Here is an 18,918-nt window from a genome sequence, read left to right as displayed (position 1 = left end):
TGCGTCGAGGCGAGCGCCTGGCGGCCTTGACGCGATCCCCTCCAACCACACAACCCGCTACCAGACAAGCTAACCGTTGTCGAGATATGGCTGTGCCAGTCCTTTGCGTATACTGCAACCTATGTTCGCCCACACTGCTTTGCGCCAGCGTTGCGCCAGATGGCTTTTCGCAACCGGACTCTTTCTGCTGCTCGGTGCCTGCGTTGAAAAACCCAGCACCCTCGAGCGCGTGAAGGAGGATGGCGTGCTGCGCGTGATCACCCGCAACAGCCCGGCTACCTACTTCCAGGACCGCAACGGCGAAACCGGCTTCGAGTACGAGCTGGTCCAGCATTTCGCCGACGATCTCGGCGTGAAGCTGCAGATCGAGACCGCCGACAACCTCGACGAGTTGTACGACGCCCTCGGCAAGCCCTCCGGCCCGGTGCTGGCGGCGGCCGGCCTGGTCAGCAGCGAACGGCGCCAAACCCAGGTGAAATATTCCCATCCCTACCTGGAAGTCACGCCCCAGGTCATCTACCGCAACGGCCGCCCCCGCCCCACCGATGCCAAGGGCCTGGTCGGCAAGAAGATCATGGTGCTCAAGGGCAGCAGCCATGCCGACCAACTGGCCGACCTGAAAAAACAGTACCCGGGCCTGGAATACGAAGAATCCGACGCCGTCGAGGTGGTCGACCTGTTGCGCATGGTCGACGAAGGGCAGATCGACCTGACCCTGGTCGACTCCAACGAGCTGGCAATGAACCAGGTGTACTTCCCCAACGTGCGGGTAGCCTTCGACCTGGGCGACACCCGCGACCAGCGCTGGGCGGTGGCCGCAGGCGAGGACAACAGCCTGCTCAACGAGGTCAACGACTTCCTCGACAAGGCGCAGAAGAACGGCACCCTGCAACGCCTGAAGGACCGCTACTACGGGCATGTGGACGTACTCGGCTATGTCGGCGCCTACACCTTTGCCCAGCACCTGCAGCAGCGTCTGCCCAAGTACGAGAAGCACTTCAAGAGCTACGCCAAGGTCGAGCAGGTCGACTGGCGCCTGCTGGCGGCCATCGGTTACCAGGAGTCGATGTGGCAGCCGGAAGTCACTTCCAAGACCGGCGTGCGCGGCCTGATGATGCTGACCCAGCGCACCGCCCAGGCAATGGGCGTGTCCAACCGCCTGGACCCGAAACAGAGCATCCAGGGCGGCGCCAAGTACTTCATGAAGATCAAGGAAGAGCTCGACGACAGCATCCAGGAACCGGACCGCACCTGGTTCGCCCTGGCCGCCTACAACGTCGGCACCGGCCACCTGGAAGACGCCCGCACCCTGGCCAAGCGCGAGAAGCTCAACCCGAACAAGTGGCTGGATGTGAAGAAGATGCTGCCGCGCCTGTCGCAGAAGCAGTGGTATCGGCAAACCAAGTACGGCTACGCCCGCGGCGGCGAACCGGTGCATTTCGTGGCCAACATCCGCCGTTACTACGACATCCTCACCTGGGTGACCCAGCCGCAGCTCGAAGGCCAGGTGGCCGAAGGCAACCTGCATGTGCCCGGGGTGAACAAGGACAAGCCGGCGGAACAGTCGCCGCCAATGTAGGCCGGCACAGGTCAACCCTTGGCACGGCGTGCCCTGAAGAACTCCGTCAGGATCTGCCCGCACTCCTCGGCCAGCACCCCGCCCTCCACCATTACCCGATGGTTCAGGAAGCCCTGGCCGAAGAACTGCCCCTGGCTCTGCACGATCCCCGCCTTGGGTTCCAGCGCCCCGTACACCACCCGCATGACCCGTGAATGCACGATCAGCCCTGCACACATGCTGCACGGTTCCAGGGTCACGTACAGGGTGCTGCCAGGCAGGCGGTAGTTGCTGGCCGACCTGGCCGCCGCCCGGATCGCCACCATTTCGGCATGCGCGCTGGGGTCACTGTCGATGATCGGCCGGTTGAAACCCTGGCCGATGACCTGGCCATGCTGCACCAGCACCGCGCCCACCGGCACTTCGCCCAGGGCCGCGCCCTCGGCGGCCAGGGCCAGGGCCAGGCGCATGAATTCTTGATCGCGGCTGCGATCGATGATCTGCGGGCGCATCAGACCACCGCGATCGCGGCCATCAGGCCGGTTTCCATGTGGTCGATGACGTGGCAGTGGAACATCCAGGTACCCGGGTTATCCGCTACCAGTGCCACCTGGGCGCGCTCGTTCCGGCCCAGCAGGTAGGTGTCGGTGAACCACGGCTCCTTGATGTCGTGGCGGTTCGAGGAAATTACCTTGAAACTCATGCCATGCAGGTGGATCGGGTGCTGGTACTGGGTCATGTTCTTCAGCTCGAAGATGTAGCTCTTGCCCTTCTTCAACGTGGCGATCGGCCGGTCGGCGCAGGTCTTGTCGGTGATGTCCCAGGCCTGGCCATTGATCTGCCACATGCTCGAAGGCTTGTCCTGGTCTGCGCTGACAGAAACCTTCGCCGCCCATTCGAAATTGAAGTTGAGCTTTTCGGCGTTCTCCAGGTCCGGTTCGGCAATCGGGTTGGGCGGCAGTGCTGGCGGCCAGTCGCCTGCTGCTTCGTTGCTGGGCAGCGAGCGCAACGTGCCCAGGCGGACAAAGCCGTCCCGCAGGGAAATTTCCTCGCCCGCCTGGGGAATGCGGATGGCCAGGCAGATGCGCATGCCCGGGCCAAGCCAGTAATCGTCGTCCAGCGGCCGAGGCGTCACCGGGTTGCCGTCCAGGGCATAGATCATCGCCTCGCAATTGCCCTTGAGGTTGATGCGGTAGGTCCAGGTGTTGTCCAGGTTCAACAGGCGCACCCGCACCACTTGCCCGGCCGGCAGCTCGGTGACCGAATCGGCCTGGCCATTGATGGTGATCAGCCGCCCGGCGGTGCCGTTGCGCGCGGCCTCGCGGGGAATGCTGAACGGCAGCCAGGCGCCCTGCTCGTCCACATGCCAGTTTTTCAGGCTCAGCGTGCGTTCATGGCGAAACCCGGTCGGTTCGCGCTCCTCGACGATCAGCGGGCCGACCAGGCCGCGGCCCAGCTCCTCCGAGCTGCTGACATGCGGGTGGTACCAGTAGCTGCCGGCATCCGGCACGCGGAACTGGTAGTCGAAGTACTCGCCCGGCTTGACCGGCAGCTGCGACACATAAGGCACACCGTCCATTTCCAGCGGCAGGCGGATGCCGTGCCAATGGATGGTGGTTTCCACCGGCAGATGGTTGATGAAGCGCACCCGCAGCCAGGTACCCTGGCGCACGCGCAACTCGGTGCCTGGGGCCGAGGGGCCGAACGCCCAGGCCTCGGTCTTGAACCCCGGTACCAGCTCGACGTCCAGCGGTGCGGCAATCAGTTCGTAATCATGCCCGGCATTGTCGTCCTCGACCCGGCCCAGCCAGTAACGCGCCGCGCCACCGGCGCCCAGGCCAACCACAACCAGGCCGGTCAGGCCCTTGAGCATTTGTCGACGGGTGAAGGACATCGGTGCGGGTACCTCATGTTCTGCGCAATCAAGCTGCCAGCATGGCTGGCGATGAAGGGCGAATACGATACACCTGCAAATGGGAAAGATTAAGTGAAGTCTCTGGCAACCCCGCCCGCAGCCTTGCCATCGGCACTGCCGTCAGGGGCCAGGCAAAGCTCGTTGAACCAGCGCTGGTCAGCGCTGGACGGCGTGCGCAAGGCCGCCTGCAGCAATTGCGGGTCGAGCAGGACGTTCAGGTTCTGCAAGCGCGTGGCGGTGTCGGGGTGGGTATCGAACGGATGGGTAATGGTCAGCGCCAGCGCCTCTTCACCCAGTTGCAACGGGGTGCGTTGCAAGTGCAAAGCCAACGCCTGCGGCAGGCCTTCGCCACCGCGCGCCTGCAGTAACCCATCGATCACCCGGCCCAAGGCAATCGCCCGCAGCAGCGCCTGGATGAACAGCTTCGGCCCAGCAACCTCGGCACCCGCCCGGTCGGCCAGCAATTCCTGCGCCCGCCCCCAATGGTGCACCGCGACCTGGAAGTGGTGCAGGAACTGCCCGGCCATCCACAGGACCGGGCGCACAGCCCAAGGCGGAGCGCTGTCGGCGCCGAGCATGGCCTGATAGTGTGCGCACATCAGGCTGAACCGTGCGCAGATTTCGCTGCCCCGCTCGGTGTCACGGCGGCGGAAATGGCCCAGCTCATGGCCGATCAGCGCGGCCGCCTCCACCTGGCTCATGGCCGCCAGGCAAGGCAGCGGCAGATACAGGGTCCGCCCGCTGAGCTGGCTGCCGCTGGGTTGCAGCACCACGGGCACGGCGGTAACGAAAAAGCCTTGATCAAGCCCGACCACGATATGGTCGGGCACGGGTGCATGCAGTTGCGCAGCCAGGCCTTCGACCCAGTGCCACAGCGCCGGCGCCGCCTGCCGGTGGAGCTGCCGACCAAGGAAGCTCGCACTTGGCGCGCCCATACCCGGCCACTGCTGGCGCAATCGCCAGAGGGTGCGCATGCAGACGAGGAGCACAGACGTCAGCGGCAGCACCACGATCAGAACGGTCAGGCCGCCTTGCGCCATATGGCTCAGCCCGAAACTGGTCTCATAGAGCAATGACAGGCTCAGCGAGCCCGCCAGGAGCACCAGGTAGGCACTCAGCCAGCGGCCCAGCACCAACCAGCTGGCGCTCATGCGGTCGTGCAGGTAATGCGCCGAGCGCAGCGCCCGCCAAGCGTCGACCCTCAGCCGGAGCCAGGCGCCGACACCGGTAAACAAAGCCCCCAGCGCCAACCAGCCGCCGAGGCTGGCCGTGCCCTTGCGCAGGCCCAGCCAGTAACGGTCGGCGTCGAGCACGGCCAATTGCGCCTGCAGCGCCTCTCGCCTGTCGAGCCGCCCGTTGAGCTGCTTGCGCGCGGCCCAAGGCAGGCTTTGCAGCAAGGCATCGCTGGGTGCAGCCAACCATTGGCGTATGACCCGCGCCTGCTCCTGCGCCGAATCGGCGCGCCAGTACTGCACATGACTCCAGCCGAACAACGCCAGCGGCAGCAACAGCATGGCCAAGCCCCAACCAAGGCGCCTCATCGCCAGCCAGCGCCGTGGGTCCAGACCCAGCTCATCTGGCCGTTTCGCCCAGGCGCGCCACGCCCGGAAACAGTTGCGCCAAGCTACGCCTGGCCTGGGCCGCTTGCACATAGGCATAAAGCAGATCCACCCATTGCTGCAGGCTCAGGCGGCGCCCGCCCACGACGGGCGTGCACAGCCACAGCCTGACCCGCAAGCCGCCCGCGAAGGCCACCGCGTCAGGTGAGGCCAGGGCCTTGAAACAGGCCGGCGCCAGGGCTGGCGCGCGGCTGAACGCCGACACGGTAAAGATCAGCCGGGTGGTGAAATAGCCCTGCTCGACCTCGAAGCCGTCAAAGTCATGCAGGGGTGTCGGTGCCTGCGCGTTGGCAAAGCACAGCGTATCGGGCGTCACGCCAAGCACCCGCTTGCCATGCCGGCGGTATAGCAAGGCGGCGCCGGTCAGCGCCACCACCGCGGCGCCGGCCAGGCCAAGGCCGACACCCGCCATCAGCCAGATGGCAGCGCGGCTGGCATTGGCACTGAACTGTACCGCCAGGGCGACCAGCCATACCCCCAGTCCGCCGAGCAACAGGCCAATCACGGCGCAGGCCAGCGCCTTGCCGAGCGAGTGCTCCAGCAGTTCGAAGCTGGCGCTGGGGCCGTCAGCCTGCGCTTGCAGGTACGCCAGGTGGGCTTCGCGTTCGTCGTTATCCATCAGCCTGCAGCAATTCCAGTTGCCGTTGTGCATGCGCCGCATCGCGGTAGGCTGCCAGCACCGCCAGCACTTCCTCGTTGTCCAGCTTGCGCCCGTTGCTGGCCAGGCCGGCGGACATGATGCGGATCTGCGGGCGCGGTTTTTTCAGCACCATGGCCTGGTTGCCGAAGAACTGCAGTTTCACCACATGATGCTTCGGCAGGACGGTTTCGCTGCTCATCTCCAGCGTCTGCACGGTGACCAGCCCTTCATCCTTGACCGAAATATCCTCCACTTCGGCCAGGTCTACCGGCGCATCCAGGGTATCGACGAACAACTGCCGGCGGGTCAGGCGCATGAATACCTGGGTGCCGGCATTGCGGTGCTGCCAAGTCACCGCTGCCGCAATCAGGGTGATGAAGACACCCGCTGCCACCGCCCCCAAGCGCTCCGGGTTGAAGGTGATGGCGGTGATAACCAATGACCCCAGCAACAGTATCGGCCCCCAGACCCGGTAACGCCGGGAGTTGGTGAACTCGCTCTGCTCGGGCACGCGCTCGATCACCTGCTTGAGCTCGGCAATCACCCGGTCGCGCTGGGCGGCACGGGTATGCTCGTAGTCCTGGCCGAGCGAACCGGACAGGTCAGACATCGGGTCGGTGAATTCGCCCATGGTCATTGCCCCTCCTGGTTCTGTGCCGCCAGGTAATCGGTAAGGAATGCCTGCGCATTACCCTGCTGCGACAGCTCTTGCGAATAGCCGACTTGCAGCGCTTGCGCCTCGCCCGGCAGGTAGAGTTCGCCACCCCAGCTGCCCTGGACGATCAGGACGACGAATTTCTTGCCATCCACGGTGGTGGAATAACGGGTATCCCGGCTGGTCTTCTCCACCTGCATTTTCTGAATGCGCAGGTTCCAGTCATGGTCGACGCCTTCAACCTGCACCAGCGCCTCGTTGGCGGCGCGTTCACCAATGCGCAGCGTCCATACCTTGGCCCCTTGCGCGCCCGTGTAAGCCACCACCTGGTCGGCCACTTGCGGCCGTTGTTCAGCGTGAGCCTGGCCCAGCCACAGGGTGAGCGAAGCCACCAGCAGGGCTGCAAATTTGCGATAAGCGAGCATGTTTTTTCATCCTGAACTGGAACAAACGCACATTGAAATAAGCCTCGCCCGCGCTGCCAACCCCGCTGACCGGTTCGCACAACAGACAGCGCCTCGCGCACAATCGCTGTCGCTGAATATGTGCACGCGTTACCATTTACGGCCATGCCGCCCTCAGCCAAGGATGCGAAGCGCACATGCGATCGATCAGCCCTTACCTCGACACCGCCTTTTCCTTCGACAGCCCCGGCTCACTTGCCGAGGCCGGGGTGCTGGATGTGCGCAGCGCGCGGGTGATGGGCAGCGCGACCGGCCATTATCAGGCGCAGACGGTGCACGGCGGGTTGCAGTACTTCGACTGCAACCTGCAGTTCCCCGAGCCGTTGAGGATCGACAAGGTGCTGCCACAGAGCCTGTGTTTCGTGCAGGTATTCGAGGGTGCGTGGCAGCACAAGATCGACGGCCAGCTCAACCACTATGCCCCTGGCCGGTTGCACATGCTGGGCCTGGGTGAAAGCCTGGAAGCGCAGGACCAGCTACCCGCCAACAGCCACGCCCGCATGGCCGGGGTTCGTCTTGGCGGTGATTACCTGCTCGAACTGGTCCGCGACGACGTGCAGTTGAAGCCGCTGCTGGCACTGTCCGCCGATGGCATGCGCTTCGACCAGTTGCCGCAGTGGCCAACGGTGGGCCGCCTGTTTCAGCAGCTGTACCTGTCGCCCTACACAGGCGGGCTCCGGCGCCTGCATTGCGAAAGCCTGAGCCTGGCCATCGTGCTGGAGCTGGCCAACCACCTCATCGGCCACCGCTTCAGCGGAAAACCCCGGGACCGGGGGTGGCGCGACCTGGCCATCGAAGCGCGCCGCCAGCTCGATGCCAACCTGAGCGCCACGCCTACAGCTGCAACCCTGGCCCGCCAGCTGGGCGTGAGCGAGACCACCTTGCGCCGCGCGTTCAGCCAGGAATATGGCCGCTCGATCCTGCAATACGTGCGGCAACAGCGCCTGGAACTGGCTCGTGCCCTGCTGCTGGAACGTCGCTGGCAGGTGTCGCAAGTTGCCTATCACGTCGGCTATGCCAACCCGGCCAACTTCTGCCATGCCTACAAGGCATATTTCGGGCATACGCCCGGGGCCGAGTAGAGGTTGACCGGATAAAAAGAAACGGGCCTGCAATGCAGGCCCGTTTCGTTCAACCGCGGGGCGGGATCATTCCCACTCGATGGTCGCCGGCGGCTTGCTCGACACGTCGTAGGTAACGCGCGAGATACCGTCGATTTCGTTGATGATACGGCCGCTGACGGTTTCCAGCAGCTCGTACGGCAGGTGCGCCCAGCGCGCGGTCATGAAGTCCACGGTTTCGACGGCACGCAGGGCCACGACCCAGGCGTAGCGACGGCCATCGCCGACGACACCCACCGATTTGACCGGCTGGAACACCACGAAGGCTTGGCTGGTCTTGTGGTACCAGTCCGCCTTGCGCAGCTCTTCGATGAAGATGTGGTCAGCGCGACGCAGCAGGTCGGCGTATTCCTTCTTCACTTCACCGAGGATACGCACGCCCAGGCCCGGGCCTGGGAACGGGTGGCGGTAGACCATGTCGTACGGCAGGCCCAGCTCCAGGCCGATCTTGCGCACTTCGTCCTTGAACAGTTCACGCAGGGGCTCGACCAACTTGAGGTTCATTTCCTCCGGCAGGCCACCCACGTTGTGGTGCGACTTGATCACGTGGGCCTTGCCGCTCTTGGCGCCAGCCGACTCGATCACGTCCGGGTAGATGGTGCCCTGGGCCAGGAACTGGATGTTTTCCAGCTTGCTGGCTTCGGCGTCGAACACGTCGATGAAGGTGCGGCCGATGATCTTGCGCTTCTTCTCCGGGTCGGCTTCGCCGGCCAGGTTGTCGAGGAACTGCTTTTCAGCGTCGGCGCGGATCACCTTGACGCCCATGTTCTCCTTGAACATGGCCATTACCTGGTCGCCTTCGTGCAGGCGCAGCAGGCCGTTGTCGACGAATACGCAGGTCAGCTGGTCGCCGATTGCACGGTGCAGCAGCGCGGCAACCACCGAGCTGTCGACGCCGCCGGACAGGCCCAGCAGGACGTTGGCCGAACCGACTTGCTCACGCACCTGGGCGATGGCGTCTTCGACGATGTTGGAAGGCGTCCACAGGGCTTCGCAGCCGCAGATGTCCTGCACGAAGCGGGACAGGATGCGACCGCCCTGCTTGGTGTGGGTCACTTCCGGATGGAACTGCACGCCGTAGTAGCCACGCGCGTCGTCGAACATGCCGGCGATCGGGCAGCTCGGGGTGCTGGCCAGCACGTGGAAGTTGCTCGGCATCTGGGTGACCTTGTCGCCGTGGCTCATCCACACGTCCAGGCCCAGCAGGCCGTCGGCGTCGATGTGGTCTTCGATGCCATCGAGCAGGCGGCTCTTGCCGACCACGTCCACGCGGGCATAACCGAATTCACGCAGGTCGGAACCTTCGACCTTGCCGCCCATCTGTTCGGCCATGGTCTGCATGCCGTAGCAGATGCCCAGCACCGGTACGTTGAGGTCGAACACCGCCTGCGGGGCACGTGGGCTGTTGGCTTCGTGGACCGACTCGGGGCCGCCGGCGAGGATGATGCCGCGCGGGTTGAATGCACGGATCGCTTCATCGTCCATGTCGAACGGGTGCAGTTCGCAGTACACGCCGATCTCGCGCACGCGGCGGGCGATCAGTTGGGTGTACTGGGAACCGAAATCGAGGATCAGGATGCGGTGAGCGTGAATGTCGAGGGCCATGACTCAATCTCGTCAGTGGAAATCGGAAACGACGCGGGGCTGTCGTGACAGCCCCGCTAACAGGTATTGCCGGAAGCCTCAGCCTACGCGGTAGTTAGGGGCTTCTTTGGTGATCTGCACGTCATGCACGTGGGACTCGGCCATGCCGGCACCGGTGATGCGCACGAACTCCGGCTTGGTGCGCATCTCTTCGATGGTCGCGCTGCCGGTGTAGCCCATGGACGAACGCAGGCCGCCCATCAGCTGGTGGATGATCGCTGCCAGGGCGCCCTTGTAGGGAACGCGGCCTTCGATGCCTTCCGGTACCAGCTTCTCGGCACCGGCCGAGGAGTCCTGGAAGTAGCGGTCGGACGAGCCTTGCGCCTGTGCCATGGCACCCAGCGAGCCCATGCCGCGATAGGCCTTGTAGGAACGGCCCTGGAACAGTTCGACTTCACCCGGGGCCTCTTCGGTACCGGCGAACATCGAACCCATCATCACGCAGGAAGCACCGGCGACGATGGCCTTGGACAGGTCACCGGAGAAACGGATGCCACCGTCGGCGATCAGCGGCACGCCAGTGCCTTCCAGTGCTGCAGCGACGTTGGCGATGGCGCTGATCTGCGGCACGCCGACACCGGCAACGATACGGGTGGTGCAGATCGAGCCTGGGCCGATACCGACCTTGACGGCATCGGCGCCGGCTTCGGCCAGGGCCTTGGCCGCAGCGCCGGTGGCGATGTTGCCGCCGATCACCTGCACTTGCGGGTAGTTCTCCTTCACCCAGCGAACGCGGTCGATAACGCCTTTGGAGTGACCGTGAGCGGTGTCGACGACCACCACGTCAACGCCGGCGGCAACCAGGGCGGCAACGCGCTCGCCGGTGTCCTTGCCGGTACCGACGGCGGCACCGACGCGCAGGCGACCCTGGTCGTCCTTGCTGGCCAGCGGGTAGGCCTTGGCCTTCTCGATGTCCTTGACGGTCATCATGCCCTTGAGGTTGAACTTGTCGTCGACGATCAGGACTTTTTCCAGGCGGTGCTTGTGCAGCAGCTCGCGGACTTCGTTCTTGTCGGCGCCTTCGCGGACGGTGACCAGACGCTCTTTCGGGGTCATCACCTCACGCACCTTGGCGTCCAGGCGGCTTTCGAAGCGCACGTCACGGGAGGTGACGATACCGACCAGGTCGCCATTGGCCAGCACCGGAACGCCGGAGATGTTGTTCAGGCGGGTCAGGTCGAACAGGTCGCGCACGGTGGCGTCGGCGTCGATGGTGATCGGGTCCTTGACCACGCCAGCCTCGAACTTCTTGACCTTGCGCACTTCGCTGGCCTGTTGTTCGATGGTCATGTTCTTGTGGATGATGCCGATACCGCCTTCCTGGGCCATGGCAATGGCCAGGCGCGCTTCGGTCACGGTATCCATGGCGGCGGAAACCAGCGGAATGTTCAGCTCGATGCCGCGGGTCAAACGGGTCTTGAGACTGACTTCATTGGGCAGTACCTCGGAATAGCCAGGTACAAGGAGGATATCGTCGAAGGTCAGGGCTTCTTGGCTGATACGCAGCATCGCGGGGGCTCCCGGGCGGGAAAAATGGAAGCGCGCCATTATACTCATGCACGGCGCGCCGCTCAATGCAAAATAAGGGCCTTCGGTCAGCCTTGTGGCAGTTTTACCTGTACCACCGCCACCGGCTGGTCGAGCCAGTCGGCGAAGCTGTCGAGAAAGGCCGGGGTGAACCCGGCCTCGCCCCAGTTGTTGAAGATGAACCCGAGGTTGGAAAAGGCACATGGCTGCAGAAAAATGAAGCCATTGATGTCGTCTTCAAAGCCGCACAGCGGGCAGGTGAAGTTGTCGCTCACCGCCGGCATCCATTCTTCCAGGCTTTCGAACAGCGGCTCGCCCACCTCGCGCCGGCACTCCGGGCAACCGGCTTCTTCGAGGAAACCTTCGGTGGGCGTATAGATGCAGCGCTTGAGCATCACTTCGAGGCCGTTGACCGGCTCGCCGAAGGGCAGTCTTTCCGGGTGCAGGGCCACTTTGCGGGCGCCTTCGGCCAAGGCATGACCCATGCGGTTGCCGGTACGGCCACAGGTGGACAGCTGCTCCTCGACGACCTTTTCGCGCACCAGCCAGCGCAGGATGGCGCGGGCCCGGGCTTCGTGCACCGGTACGCTGGACAGTTTGGGAACGATGATGCTCTGGGTGTTCATGAACGGGGCAAGCCTGAAAAACTGCGGTTGTGCTGCAATTCTACCGCCTGCTCAGGTACTCAGGTAGCGACCGATCAGCGCCAGCCCGCTGGCCAGTACCAACCAGGTGACCAGGCGCACGAAGGCTTCGCGGGACAGGCGGTGGGTCAGCCTGCGCCCGGCCCAGAGCCCGGCGCCCATCACCGGCAGCAGGCAGGCAGCGAGCAGCAACAGACTCTGGTCGGCATACACGCCGGCGACCAGGAACAGCGTCAGGCGCACCACCGTACTGCAGCTGATCAGCGCGCTCTGGGTGGCGCGAACCTGCTCCTTCGCTTCCAGCCGCGCACTCAGGTACAGCGCGTAAAGGAAGCCGCCGCTGCCGAACAAGGCGCCGAACATTCCGCCCGCCGTGCCCAGCGGCGCCGCCCACAAGCCGGACAGGCTGGCCGGCCGCACCTTGACCGCCAGCCCGTACAGCGCATAGGCGGTGACGAACAGCCCCATCAGCAGCAGTAGCAGGTCGGACTTCAACTGCAACAGGAACACCACGCCCAGCGCGCAACCGATGGCCATGAACGGCAGCAACCGCAGCAGCTCGCCGCGCACCACATCGCGGCGCGAGGGCAGCAGGTTGCCAAAGGCGGCCACGAAGTCGAGCAGTACCAGCAACGGAATGATCCGCGACAACGGCATGAAGTGGATCAGAATCGGCCCGGCCACCAGCGCGGTGCCGAACCCGGCAATGCCGAACACGATGTAGGCGGCGCCCACGCCAAGCAGGATGGGTAGCCAGTCGAGGCCGGAAAACGACAGTTGCGCGAGCATGGCAGCAGTTCCACAGAAGACAGGCAAAGGTTAGCCAGCCATGAGCCATGCCGACTAATATGTCTTTATCGCCCCAGCCATCTCGAAAAGGCATGACATGACGTCGATTCGCCAGTTGCGTTACTTCGTGGAAATCGCCGAAAGCGGCAGCTTCAGTGCGGCAGCCGAACGGCTGTACATCGCCCAGTCGGCACTGAGCCGACAGATCAAGGAACTGGAACAGCAATTGGGTACTCCGCTGTTCGAGCGCACGGCACGCCTGCCACGCCTGACATTGGCTGGCCAGGCGTTCCTGGAACGCGCGCGCCGGCTGCTGGCGGAACTGGCGCAGGCCGAGCGGGTCACCCGCGACATTGGCGAGGGGCGCCAAGGCAGCCTGCGCCTGAACCACTCCAGCACGGTGCCGCTGACCGGCCCGTTGCTGGCTCGCCTGGGCAGCTACCTGAGCGGCAATCCGGGCATTGCGCTGGAAATCGCCCAGCAATCGTCGGAGGCGCAGCTTGAGGATATCGCCGCCGGTCGGCTGGATATTGGCCTGCTGCGCCTGCCGGTGCTGCGCCAGCATGAAGGGGTAATGCTGCAGGAGCTGTTCAGTGAGCCGCTGCTGCTGGCGGTCGCCGCCGGGCATCCCCTCGCCGGCGCAGCACAGGTGAAGCTGGAACAGTTGCGCGAGGAACGCTTCATTTCCATCCCGCACCGGGACCGTGGCGGGCTGAGCTACCTGTCGGCCTCGTTGTGCATGGCGGCAGGTTTCTTTCCGCAGGCGGCGCAGGTGCTGTCGCGCAAGACCACACAACTACAGCTGATACAGGCGGGCTTCGGGGTAGCGCTGTTGCCGCAATGCATGCGTGAGATTGCGCCGGCGTCGGTCAGTTTCGTTGCCTTGGAGGGCGACTGTGAGAGCACTGTGGCGCTGGCTTGCCGGCGAGATGCGGGGCAGATGGTCAGTCAATTCGTGGCAGCGATGCGCGGTTGATGGCAAAGGCTACGCCGCTGTTCGCGGTTGACTCGCTCCCGCAGGGATTGCGCAAATCCGACCACGGGGGCCGGGACAGACAACCGGGGCCGATGTCCTTTATGATGCCCGGCATGATCAGAGACCCCTTCGAACGACTCGGCCTGGACCGCGAGGTTCTGACCGTCAGCCAACTCAACGGCCGCGCCCGCGTGCTGCTGGAAGACGTGTTCCGCAGCGTGTGGGTGGAAGGCGAGATTTCCAACCTCGCCCGCCCGGCGTCCGGCCACATGTACTTCACCCTCAAGGACAGCGGCGCCCAGGTGCGCTGCGCGCTGTTCCGGCAGAACGCCACACGGGTGCGCCAGGCCCTGCGCGACGGCCTGGCGGTGCGGGTACGGGGCAAGGTTTCGCTGTTCGAGGGGCGCGGCGACTACCAGCTGATCCTCGACACCGTCGAGCCGGCCGGTGATGGCGCCTTGCGCCTGGCCTTCGAGGCACTGAAGGAAAAGCTTGGCGGCGAAGGGCTGTTCAGCGCCGAACGCAAGCAGCCGCTGCCCGCCCATCCGCAGCGCATCGGCATCATTACCTCGCCCACCGGCGCGGTGATCCGCGACATCATCAGCGTATTCGCTCGCCGCGCCCCGCAGGTGGAACTGAACCTGATCCCCACCGCCGTGCAGGGGCGCGAAGCGATTGCCCAGATCGTGCGCGCCATCCGCCTGGCCGACAGCCTCGGTTTCGATGCGCTGATCCTGGCCCGAGGTGGCGGCTCGCTGGAAGACTTGTGGTGCTTCAACGAAGAAGCCGTGGCACGCGCCGTGGCGGCCTGCGTCACGCCGATCGTCAGCGCCGTGGGCCATGAAACCGATGTCTCGATCAGCGACTTCGTCGCCGACGTGCGCGCGCCCACGCCGTCGGCCGCTGCCGAGCTGCTGGCGCCCGACAGCAGCGGCCTGCAGCAACGCCTGGATGGCCTGCAACGGCGCCTGTTGTTGCGCATGCAGAACCGCCTGAGCCACGACCGCCTGCGCCTCGAATCGCTGAGCCGACGCTTGCGTCACCCGGGCGAACGCCTGCGCCAGCAGGCGCAGCGCCTGGACGACCTGGACATGCGCCTGCGCCGGGCGTTCATGCTCAGCCTCAACAAGCGCCACGAACGCCTGGCACGGCTGGATACCCGCCTGGCCGCGCAGCACCCGGGGCGCACCCTGAAACTGCTGGGCCAGCGCCTGGACAGCCTGGCCGAACGCCTGCCACGGGCCATGCGCGAGGTACTCAAGGACCGCCGCCAGCGCTTCCAGGCCCAACTGCAGACCCTGCAGGTGGTCAGCCCGCTGGCCACCCTCGCCCGCGGCTACAGCATCCTGCTGGACGAGCAGGGCCGGGCCATCCGCAGCGCGCAGCAGACCCGCAACGGCCAGCGCCTGACCGCCCGTCTCAACGAAGGCGAGCTGTCGGTGCGGGTCGAAGACAACCACCTGACCCCGGTCACCCTTTCACTTCTGGACTGACACATGCCTCGCCTGCTCGCGTCCCTGCTTGCCCTCTCCCTCCTGCTGCTGGCCGGCGGCGCCCAGGCCAGCTATATCACCCGCACGCTGAACAAGCCGGTACCCGGCGGCGTTGCGGTGGTCGACCTGGGCCCCGCCGCCAGCGCGCCGAGCGCGCGCTTCGACGGCAAGCCGGTGCTGGTGGTGAAGGAGCAGGACAACTGGCTGGCCATCGTCGGCATTCCGCTGACCCAGAAGCCGGGTACTGCACTGCTGAGCCAGGGCGACCGCACCCTGCCGTTTACCGTCGGCAGCAAGAAATACCCCGAACAACGCATTACCCTGAAGAATACCCGCCAGGTCAACCCGAACCCGGCCGACCTCAAACGCATCGACCGCGAACTGGCGGAGCAGATCGCGGCCTACCGCAGCTTCAGCCCGGCCCTGCCGAGCAACCTGATTCTCGACAAGCCGGTCAATGGCCCGCTGTCGAGCAAGTTTGGCGTACGGCGCTTCTTCAATGGCGAAGAACGCAACCCGCATGCCGGGCTGGACTTCGCGGTGCCGGCTGGCACGCCGATCAAGACCCCGGCCAACGGCAAGGTGATCCTGGTGGGGGACTACTTCTTCAATGGCCGCACCGTGTTCGTCGACCATGGGCAGGGCTTCATCAGCATGTTCTGCCACATGTCGAAGATCGATGTACAGGTGGGCCAGTTACTGCGCCGGGGGGACGTGGTCGGCCGGGTGGGCTCGACCGGGCGGGCTACCGGGCCGCACATGCACTGGAATGTCAGCCTCAATGACGCGCGGGTGGATCCGGCGATTTTCATCGGGGCGTTCCAGCCCTGAGACCGCGGTGCCTGCTTCGCGGGCATGCCCGCTCCCACAGGTATTGCGCTGCGTCTTGAGGCTGCATCGTACCTGTGGGAGCGGGTGCGCCCGCGAAGAGGCCAACACAGTCGACATCAGTTCAACCGTGTTGCGCCATCGAAAAATACCACGCAAAAATAAATAAGCACCCGGCTAAATCAAGCTATAAAATCTCGCCCAACAGCTTTTTTTAAGCATTCCTCTCAATTTTTTCTGAACGCTTGCCATCCCCCAACCCACTGGTTAGGGTTGAGGGCATGAAAACCTTCAGCACCCTCATCCTGCTCCGACAACATTGCAGCCTCTGCCTGGTCAGCGCCCGACTACCAGGCTGAATCGCGTCGCCTCGCCCATTCATCTCGTTATCGCTCGGCAGGCCCGATCTCGGCCGCACACAAAAGGATTGCTTCCATGACCATGCTCAAAGACCCTTCGAAGAAGTACCGTGCCTTCCCGACCATCGACCTGCCTGACCGTACCTGGCCGTCGAAGACCATCACTGCCGCGCCGATCTGGTGCAGCTCCGACCTGCGTGATGGCAACCAGTCGCTGATCGAGCCGATGGATTCGGAGAAGAAACTGCGCTTCTGGAAGACCCTGGTGCAAGTTGGCGTGAAGGAAATCGAAGCCTCGTTCCCGTCCGCTTCGCAAACCGATTTCGACTTCGTGCGCATGCTGATCGAAGACGGCCACATCCCGGACGACACCACCATCCAGGTGCTCACCCAGGCCCGTGAAGACCTGATCGCGCGCACCTTCGAGTCGCTGCGCGGCGCGAAGAAGGCCATCGTCCACCTGTACAACGCCACCAGCCCGTCGTTCCGCCGCATTGTCTTCAACCAGGACAAGCAAGGCGTCAAGGACATCGCGGTGAACGCGGCCAAGCTGTTCGTCAAATACGCCGCGCAGCAGCCAGAAACCCAGTGGACCTTCCAGTACTCGCCAGAAACCTTCAGCGCCACCGAAATGGAGTTCGCCAAGGAAGTCTGCGACGCGGTCATCGAGGTATGGAACCCCACGCCTGAGCACAAGATCATCCTCAACCTGCCGGCCACCGTGGAAGTCTCCACGCCGAACGTGTACGCCGACCAGATCGAGTGGTTCTGCCGCAACATCAGCCGTCGCGACAGCGTGATCATCAGCCTGCACTGCCACAACGACCGTGGCACCGGCATCGCCGCCACCGAGCTGGGCCTGATGGCCGGTGCCGACCGCGCCGAAGGCTGCCTGTTCGGCAACGGCGAACGTACCGGCAACGTCGACCTGGTGACCCTGGCGTTGAACCTCTACACCCAGGGCATCGACCCGCTGCTGGACTTCTCCGACATCGATGGCGTGCGCAAGGTGGTCGAAGAGTGCAACCAGTTGCCGGTGCACCCGCGTCACCCGTACGTGGGCGACCTGGTCCACACCGCCTTCTCCGGCTCGCACCAGGACGCCATTCGCAAGGGCTTCGCCAAGCAACAGGAAGGCGAGCTGTGGGAAGTGCCGTACCTGCCGATCGACCCGGCCGATATCGGTCGCAGCTATGAAGCAGTGATTCGCGTCAACAGCCAGTCGGGCAAAGGCGGCATCACCTACCTGCTCGAACAGGAATACGGCATCAGCCTGCCGCGCCGCATGCAGATCGAGTTCAGCCAGGTGGTACAGGGTGAAACCGACCGCCTGGGCCTGGAAATGACCGCCCAGCAGATCTACAGCCTGCTGCACAAGGAATACCTCCAGGCCAACGCCCCGTATGCGCTGGTCAGCCACCGCCTGCAGGAAGAAAACGGCAACAGTTCCGTGGAAGTGGAAGTGGCCGGCGAAGGCGAAACCACCCTGCACTGGCGCGGCAAGGGTAATGGCGCGCTGGAAGCCCTGGTGGCCGGCCTGCCGATTGCCGTCGAGATCATGGACTACAACGAACACGCGATTGGCGCCGGTACCAATGCCAAGGCTGCGGCTTACATCGAACTGCGCGTGGCCGGTGGCCGCCCGGTACACGGCGTGGGTATCGATGAAAACATCACCACGGCCAGCTTCAAGGCCCTGTTCAGCGCACTGAACCGCTCGCTGAGCCAGCAGGAAGCCAAGGCGGCCTGAGCCCTACCATGGTGAACAAGAAAGCCCGCATCGTCTGATGCGGGCTTTTTTGTTGGCCTGTGCCGGCCCTTTCGCGGGCTCGCCCGCTCCCACAGGTACTGCACGGCACCTGAGAGCAGCGCGATACTTGTGGGGGCGGGCAAGCCCGCGAAAGGGCCGGTACAGACAGCAGAAGAATTCCAGGCAAAAAAAGGGGCGCTGACCAAGCGCCCCATAAGCCGTAAAGCACACAACAGATTCAGTTGGCGTCCAGCAACGCAATCGCCTCGGCACTGCACGCCTCGATCCGCGCCCAGTCGCCGTTCTTGATCCAGCTGCTGTCGAGCATCCAGGTGCCCCCCACGCACATCACATTCGGCAGCGCCATGTAATTGCGCACGTTGCCCGGGTTGACCCCACCAGTCGGGCAGAAGCGAATGTCGCCGAACGGGCCACCAAAGGCCTTGATAGCCGCGACGCCGCCGCAGATTTCTGCCGGGAACAGCTTGAAACGGCGATAACCCAGGGCGTAGCCCATCATGATTTCGGAGGGCGTGCTGATGCCCGGCAGCAACGGGATCTCGCTGTCTACACCCGCTTCGAGAATGTCCTGGGTAATGCCGGGGGTGACGACGAACTGCGCTCCGGCAGCTTCGACGGCCGCGAACATGCGGCGATCGAGCACGGTGCCGGCACCAACACAAAGCTCCGGGCGCTGCTCGCGCAGTACCTGGATGGCCTTGAGGCCATGCTGGGAGCGCAAGGTCACTTCCAGGGTACGGATACCGCCGGCGGCCAGGGCATCAGCCAAGGGCAGGATGTCTTCCTCGCGGGCGATGGTGATCACCGGCAGGATGCGCGCCTTTTCGCAAATGGCATCGATCCGTGCGGCTTTATCGGCCATCGAGAGCTTGGGCTGTGGGCGTTCGAGGGTGGTCATGACTGTGGATCCTTGGC

Annotated in this window: 17 protein-coding genes; 6 read left to right on the top strand and 11 right to left on the bottom strand. The window is 64.5% G+C overall.

The window, feature by feature from the left end:
• Positions 1–121: 121 nt before the first annotated feature.
• Positions 122–1,579: a membrane-bound lytic murein transglycosylase MltF gene (gene mltF / locus ACLEJP_RS23260; RefSeq protein ID WP_440810321.1), complete on the top strand. Its 1,458-nt coding sequence runs from the start codon at positions 122–124 to the stop codon at positions 1,577–1,579.
• Between the two features lie 11 nt (positions 1,580–1,590).
• Here mltF and tadA read toward each other — a convergent pair whose 3' ends face one another.
• The 6 genes from tadA to ACLEJP_RS23230 all read right to left on the bottom strand — a co-directional run bounded on the left by tadA (position 1,591) and on the right by ACLEJP_RS23230 (position 6,812).
• The gene (gene tadA, locus ACLEJP_RS23255; protein WP_170028477.1) at positions 1,591–2,070 is read right to left on the bottom strand and encodes a tRNA adenosine(34) deaminase TadA; all 480 of its coding nucleotides are present in this window, start codon (positions 2,068–2,070) and stop codon (positions 1,591–1,593) included.
• Entirely contained in the window at positions 2,070–3,452 is a 1,383-nt protein-coding gene (locus ACLEJP_RS23250; RefSeq protein WP_440810319.1) for a multicopper oxidase family protein, read from the bottom strand. The genes tadA and ACLEJP_RS23250 overlap by 1 nt, the downstream gene beginning before the upstream one ends.
• Before the next feature lie 89 nt (positions 3,453–3,541).
• Positions 3,542–4,987: a M48 family metallopeptidase gene (locus ACLEJP_RS23245; RefSeq protein WP_440810317.1), complete on the bottom strand. Its 1,446-nt coding sequence runs from the start codon at positions 4,985–4,987 to the stop codon at positions 3,542–3,544.
• Between the two features lie 58 nt (positions 4,988–5,045).
• On the bottom strand, positions 5,046–5,711 hold the full coding sequence (locus tag ACLEJP_RS23240) for a hypothetical protein (RefSeq protein WP_440810315.1): 666 nt from the start codon (positions 5,709–5,711) through the stop codon (positions 5,046–5,048).
• Complete coding sequence (locus tag ACLEJP_RS23235) at positions 5,704–6,369, bottom strand: hypothetical protein (protein ID WP_440810313.1); 666 nt, start codon at positions 6,367–6,369, stop codon at positions 5,704–5,706. Before ACLEJP_RS23235 ends, ACLEJP_RS23240 begins: the two co-directional genes overlap by 8 nt.
• On the bottom strand, positions 6,366–6,812 hold the full coding sequence (locus ACLEJP_RS23230) for a hypothetical protein (RefSeq protein ID WP_440810311.1): 447 nt from the start codon (positions 6,810–6,812) through the stop codon (positions 6,366–6,368). Before ACLEJP_RS23230 ends, ACLEJP_RS23235 begins: the two co-directional genes overlap by 4 nt.
• Before the next feature lie 176 nt (positions 6,813–6,988).
• Here ACLEJP_RS23230 and ACLEJP_RS23225 point away from each other — a divergent pair, with 176 nt between their 5' ends.
• Positions 6,989–7,933, top strand: a complete 945-nt coding sequence (locus ACLEJP_RS23225; protein ID WP_440810309.1) for a helix-turn-helix transcriptional regulator — start codon at positions 6,989–6,991, stop codon at positions 7,931–7,933.
• 66 nt (positions 7,934–7,999) lie between these two features.
• Here ACLEJP_RS23225 and guaA read toward each other — a convergent pair whose 3' ends face one another.
• The 4 genes from guaA to ACLEJP_RS23205 form a co-directional block, all read right to left on the bottom strand.
• Complete coding sequence (gene guaA, locus ACLEJP_RS23220; RefSeq protein ID WP_225780605.1) at positions 8,000–9,577, bottom strand: glutamine-hydrolyzing GMP synthase; 1,578 nt, start codon at positions 9,575–9,577, stop codon at positions 8,000–8,002.
• Between the two features lie 78 nt (positions 9,578–9,655).
• Complete coding sequence (guaB, locus tag ACLEJP_RS23215) at positions 9,656–11,125, bottom strand: IMP dehydrogenase (RefSeq protein WP_225780604.1); 1,470 nt, start codon at positions 11,123–11,125, stop codon at positions 9,656–9,658.
• Between the two features lie 86 nt (positions 11,126–11,211).
• On the bottom strand, positions 11,212–11,769 hold the full coding sequence (locus ACLEJP_RS23210) for a sugar ABC transporter ATPase (protein WP_440810306.1): 558 nt from the start codon (positions 11,767–11,769) through the stop codon (positions 11,212–11,214).
• A 51-nt stretch (positions 11,770–11,820) separates the two neighbouring features.
• Positions 11,821–12,576, bottom strand: a complete 756-nt coding sequence (locus tag ACLEJP_RS23205) for a TSUP family transporter (RefSeq protein WP_440810305.1) — start codon at positions 12,574–12,576, stop codon at positions 11,821–11,823.
• A gap of 97 nt (positions 12,577–12,673) precedes the next feature.
• Between ACLEJP_RS23205 and ACLEJP_RS23200 the strand changes: the two genes are divergently transcribed.
• The 4 genes from ACLEJP_RS23200 (at position 12,674) to leuA (ending at position 17,982) form a co-directional block, all read left to right on the top strand.
• Positions 12,674–13,552: a LysR substrate-binding domain-containing protein gene (locus ACLEJP_RS23200; RefSeq protein WP_440810303.1), complete on the top strand. Its 879-nt coding sequence runs from the start codon at positions 12,674–12,676 to the stop codon at positions 13,550–13,552.
• Between the two features lie 113 nt (positions 13,553–13,665).
• On the top strand, positions 13,666–15,045 hold the full coding sequence (gene xseA, locus ACLEJP_RS23195) for an exodeoxyribonuclease VII large subunit (RefSeq protein WP_440810301.1): 1,380 nt from the start codon (positions 13,666–13,668) through the stop codon (positions 15,043–15,045).
• 3 nt (positions 15,046–15,048) lie between these two features.
• Positions 15,049–15,876 carry a peptidoglycan DD-metalloendopeptidase family protein gene (locus ACLEJP_RS23190; RefSeq protein ID WP_440810299.1) on the top strand — a complete coding sequence of 276 codons (828 nt, stop codon included), beginning with the start codon at positions 15,049–15,051 and terminating at the stop codon, positions 15,874–15,876.
• A 432-nt stretch (positions 15,877–16,308) separates the two neighbouring features.
• Complete coding sequence (gene leuA, locus ACLEJP_RS23185) at positions 16,309–17,982, top strand: 2-isopropylmalate synthase (RefSeq protein WP_289134075.1); 1,674 nt, start codon at positions 16,309–16,311, stop codon at positions 17,980–17,982.
• A gap of 238 nt (positions 17,983–18,220) precedes the next feature.
• Here leuA and ACLEJP_RS23180 read toward each other — a convergent pair whose 3' ends face one another.
• Positions 18,221–18,901 carry a bifunctional 4-hydroxy-2-oxoglutarate aldolase/2-dehydro-3-deoxy-phosphogluconate aldolase gene (locus tag ACLEJP_RS23180; protein ID WP_440810297.1) on the bottom strand — a complete coding sequence of 227 codons (681 nt, stop codon included), beginning with the start codon at positions 18,899–18,901 and terminating at the stop codon, positions 18,221–18,223.
• Positions 18,902–18,918 lie beyond the last annotated feature (17 nt).

Origin of the sequence: Pseudomonas sp. SMV7, assembly GCF_052041995.1 — a bacterium.
GTDB lineage: Bacteria > Pseudomonadota > Gammaproteobacteria > Pseudomonadales > Pseudomonadaceae > Aquipseudomonas.
Note: the sequence above shows the minus strand (reverse complement) of the source record. Positions and strands in the feature narration are given on the sequence as shown.

What these genes read in the sequence shown, in the direction of transcription:
- ACLEJP_RS23225 (WP_440810309.1), top strand. Translation starts at nt 6,989, where the DNA reads ATGCGATCGATCAGCCCTTACCTCGACACCGCCTTTTCCTTCGACAGC.
- ACLEJP_RS23235 (WP_440810313.1), bottom strand. Translation starts at nt 6,369, where the DNA reads ATGACCATGGGCGAATTCACCGACCCGATGTCTGACCTGTCCGGTTCG.
- ACLEJP_RS23240 (WP_440810315.1), bottom strand. Translation starts at nt 5,711, where the DNA reads ATGGATAACGACGAACGCGAAGCCCACCTGGCGTACCTGCAAGCGCAG.
- leuA (WP_289134075.1), top strand. Translation starts at nt 16,309, where the DNA reads ATGACCATGCTCAAAGACCCTTCGAAGAAGTACCGTGCCTTCCCGACC.
- xseA (WP_440810301.1), top strand. Translation starts at nt 13,666, where the DNA reads ATGATCAGAGACCCCTTCGAACGACTCGGCCTGGACCGCGAGGTTCTG.
- ACLEJP_RS23190 (WP_440810299.1), top strand. Translation starts at nt 15,049, where the DNA reads ATGCCTCGCCTGCTCGCGTCCCTGCTTGCCCTCTCCCTCCTGCTGCTG.
- ACLEJP_RS23245 (WP_440810317.1), bottom strand. Translation starts at nt 4,987, where the DNA reads ATGCTGTTGCTGCCGCTGGCGTTGTTCGGCTGGAGTCATGTGCAGTAC.
- ACLEJP_RS23210 (WP_440810306.1), bottom strand. Translation starts at nt 11,769, where the DNA reads ATGAACACCCAGAGCATCATCGTTCCCAAACTGTCCAGCGTACCGGTG.
- ACLEJP_RS23250 (WP_440810319.1), bottom strand. Translation starts at nt 3,452, where the DNA reads ATGTCCTTCACCCGTCGACAAATGCTCAAGGGCCTGACCGGCCTGGTT.
- guaB (WP_225780604.1), bottom strand. Translation starts at nt 11,125, where the DNA reads ATGCTGCGTATCAGCCAAGAAGCCCTGACCTTCGACGATATCCTCCTT.
- ACLEJP_RS23180 (WP_440810297.1), bottom strand. Translation starts at nt 18,901, where the DNA reads ATGACCACCCTCGAACGCCCACAGCCCAAGCTCTCGATGGCCGATAAA.
- guaA (WP_225780605.1), bottom strand. Translation starts at nt 9,577, where the DNA reads ATGGCCCTCGACATTCACGCTCACCGCATCCTGATCCTCGATTTCGGT.
- ACLEJP_RS23200 (WP_440810303.1), top strand. Translation starts at nt 12,674, where the DNA reads ATGACGTCGATTCGCCAGTTGCGTTACTTCGTGGAAATCGCCGAAAGC.
- mltF (WP_440810321.1), top strand. Translation starts at nt 122, where the DNA reads ATGTTCGCCCACACTGCTTTGCGCCAGCGTTGCGCCAGATGGCTTTTC.
- ACLEJP_RS23205 (WP_440810305.1), bottom strand. Translation starts at nt 12,576, where the DNA reads ATGCTCGCGCAACTGTCGTTTTCCGGCCTCGACTGGCTACCCATCCTG.
- ACLEJP_RS23230 (WP_440810311.1), bottom strand. Translation starts at nt 6,812, where the DNA reads ATGCTCGCTTATCGCAAATTTGCAGCCCTGCTGGTGGCTTCGCTCACC.
- tadA (WP_170028477.1), bottom strand. Translation starts at nt 2,070, where the DNA reads ATGCGCCCGCAGATCATCGATCGCAGCCGCGATCAAGAATTCATGCGC.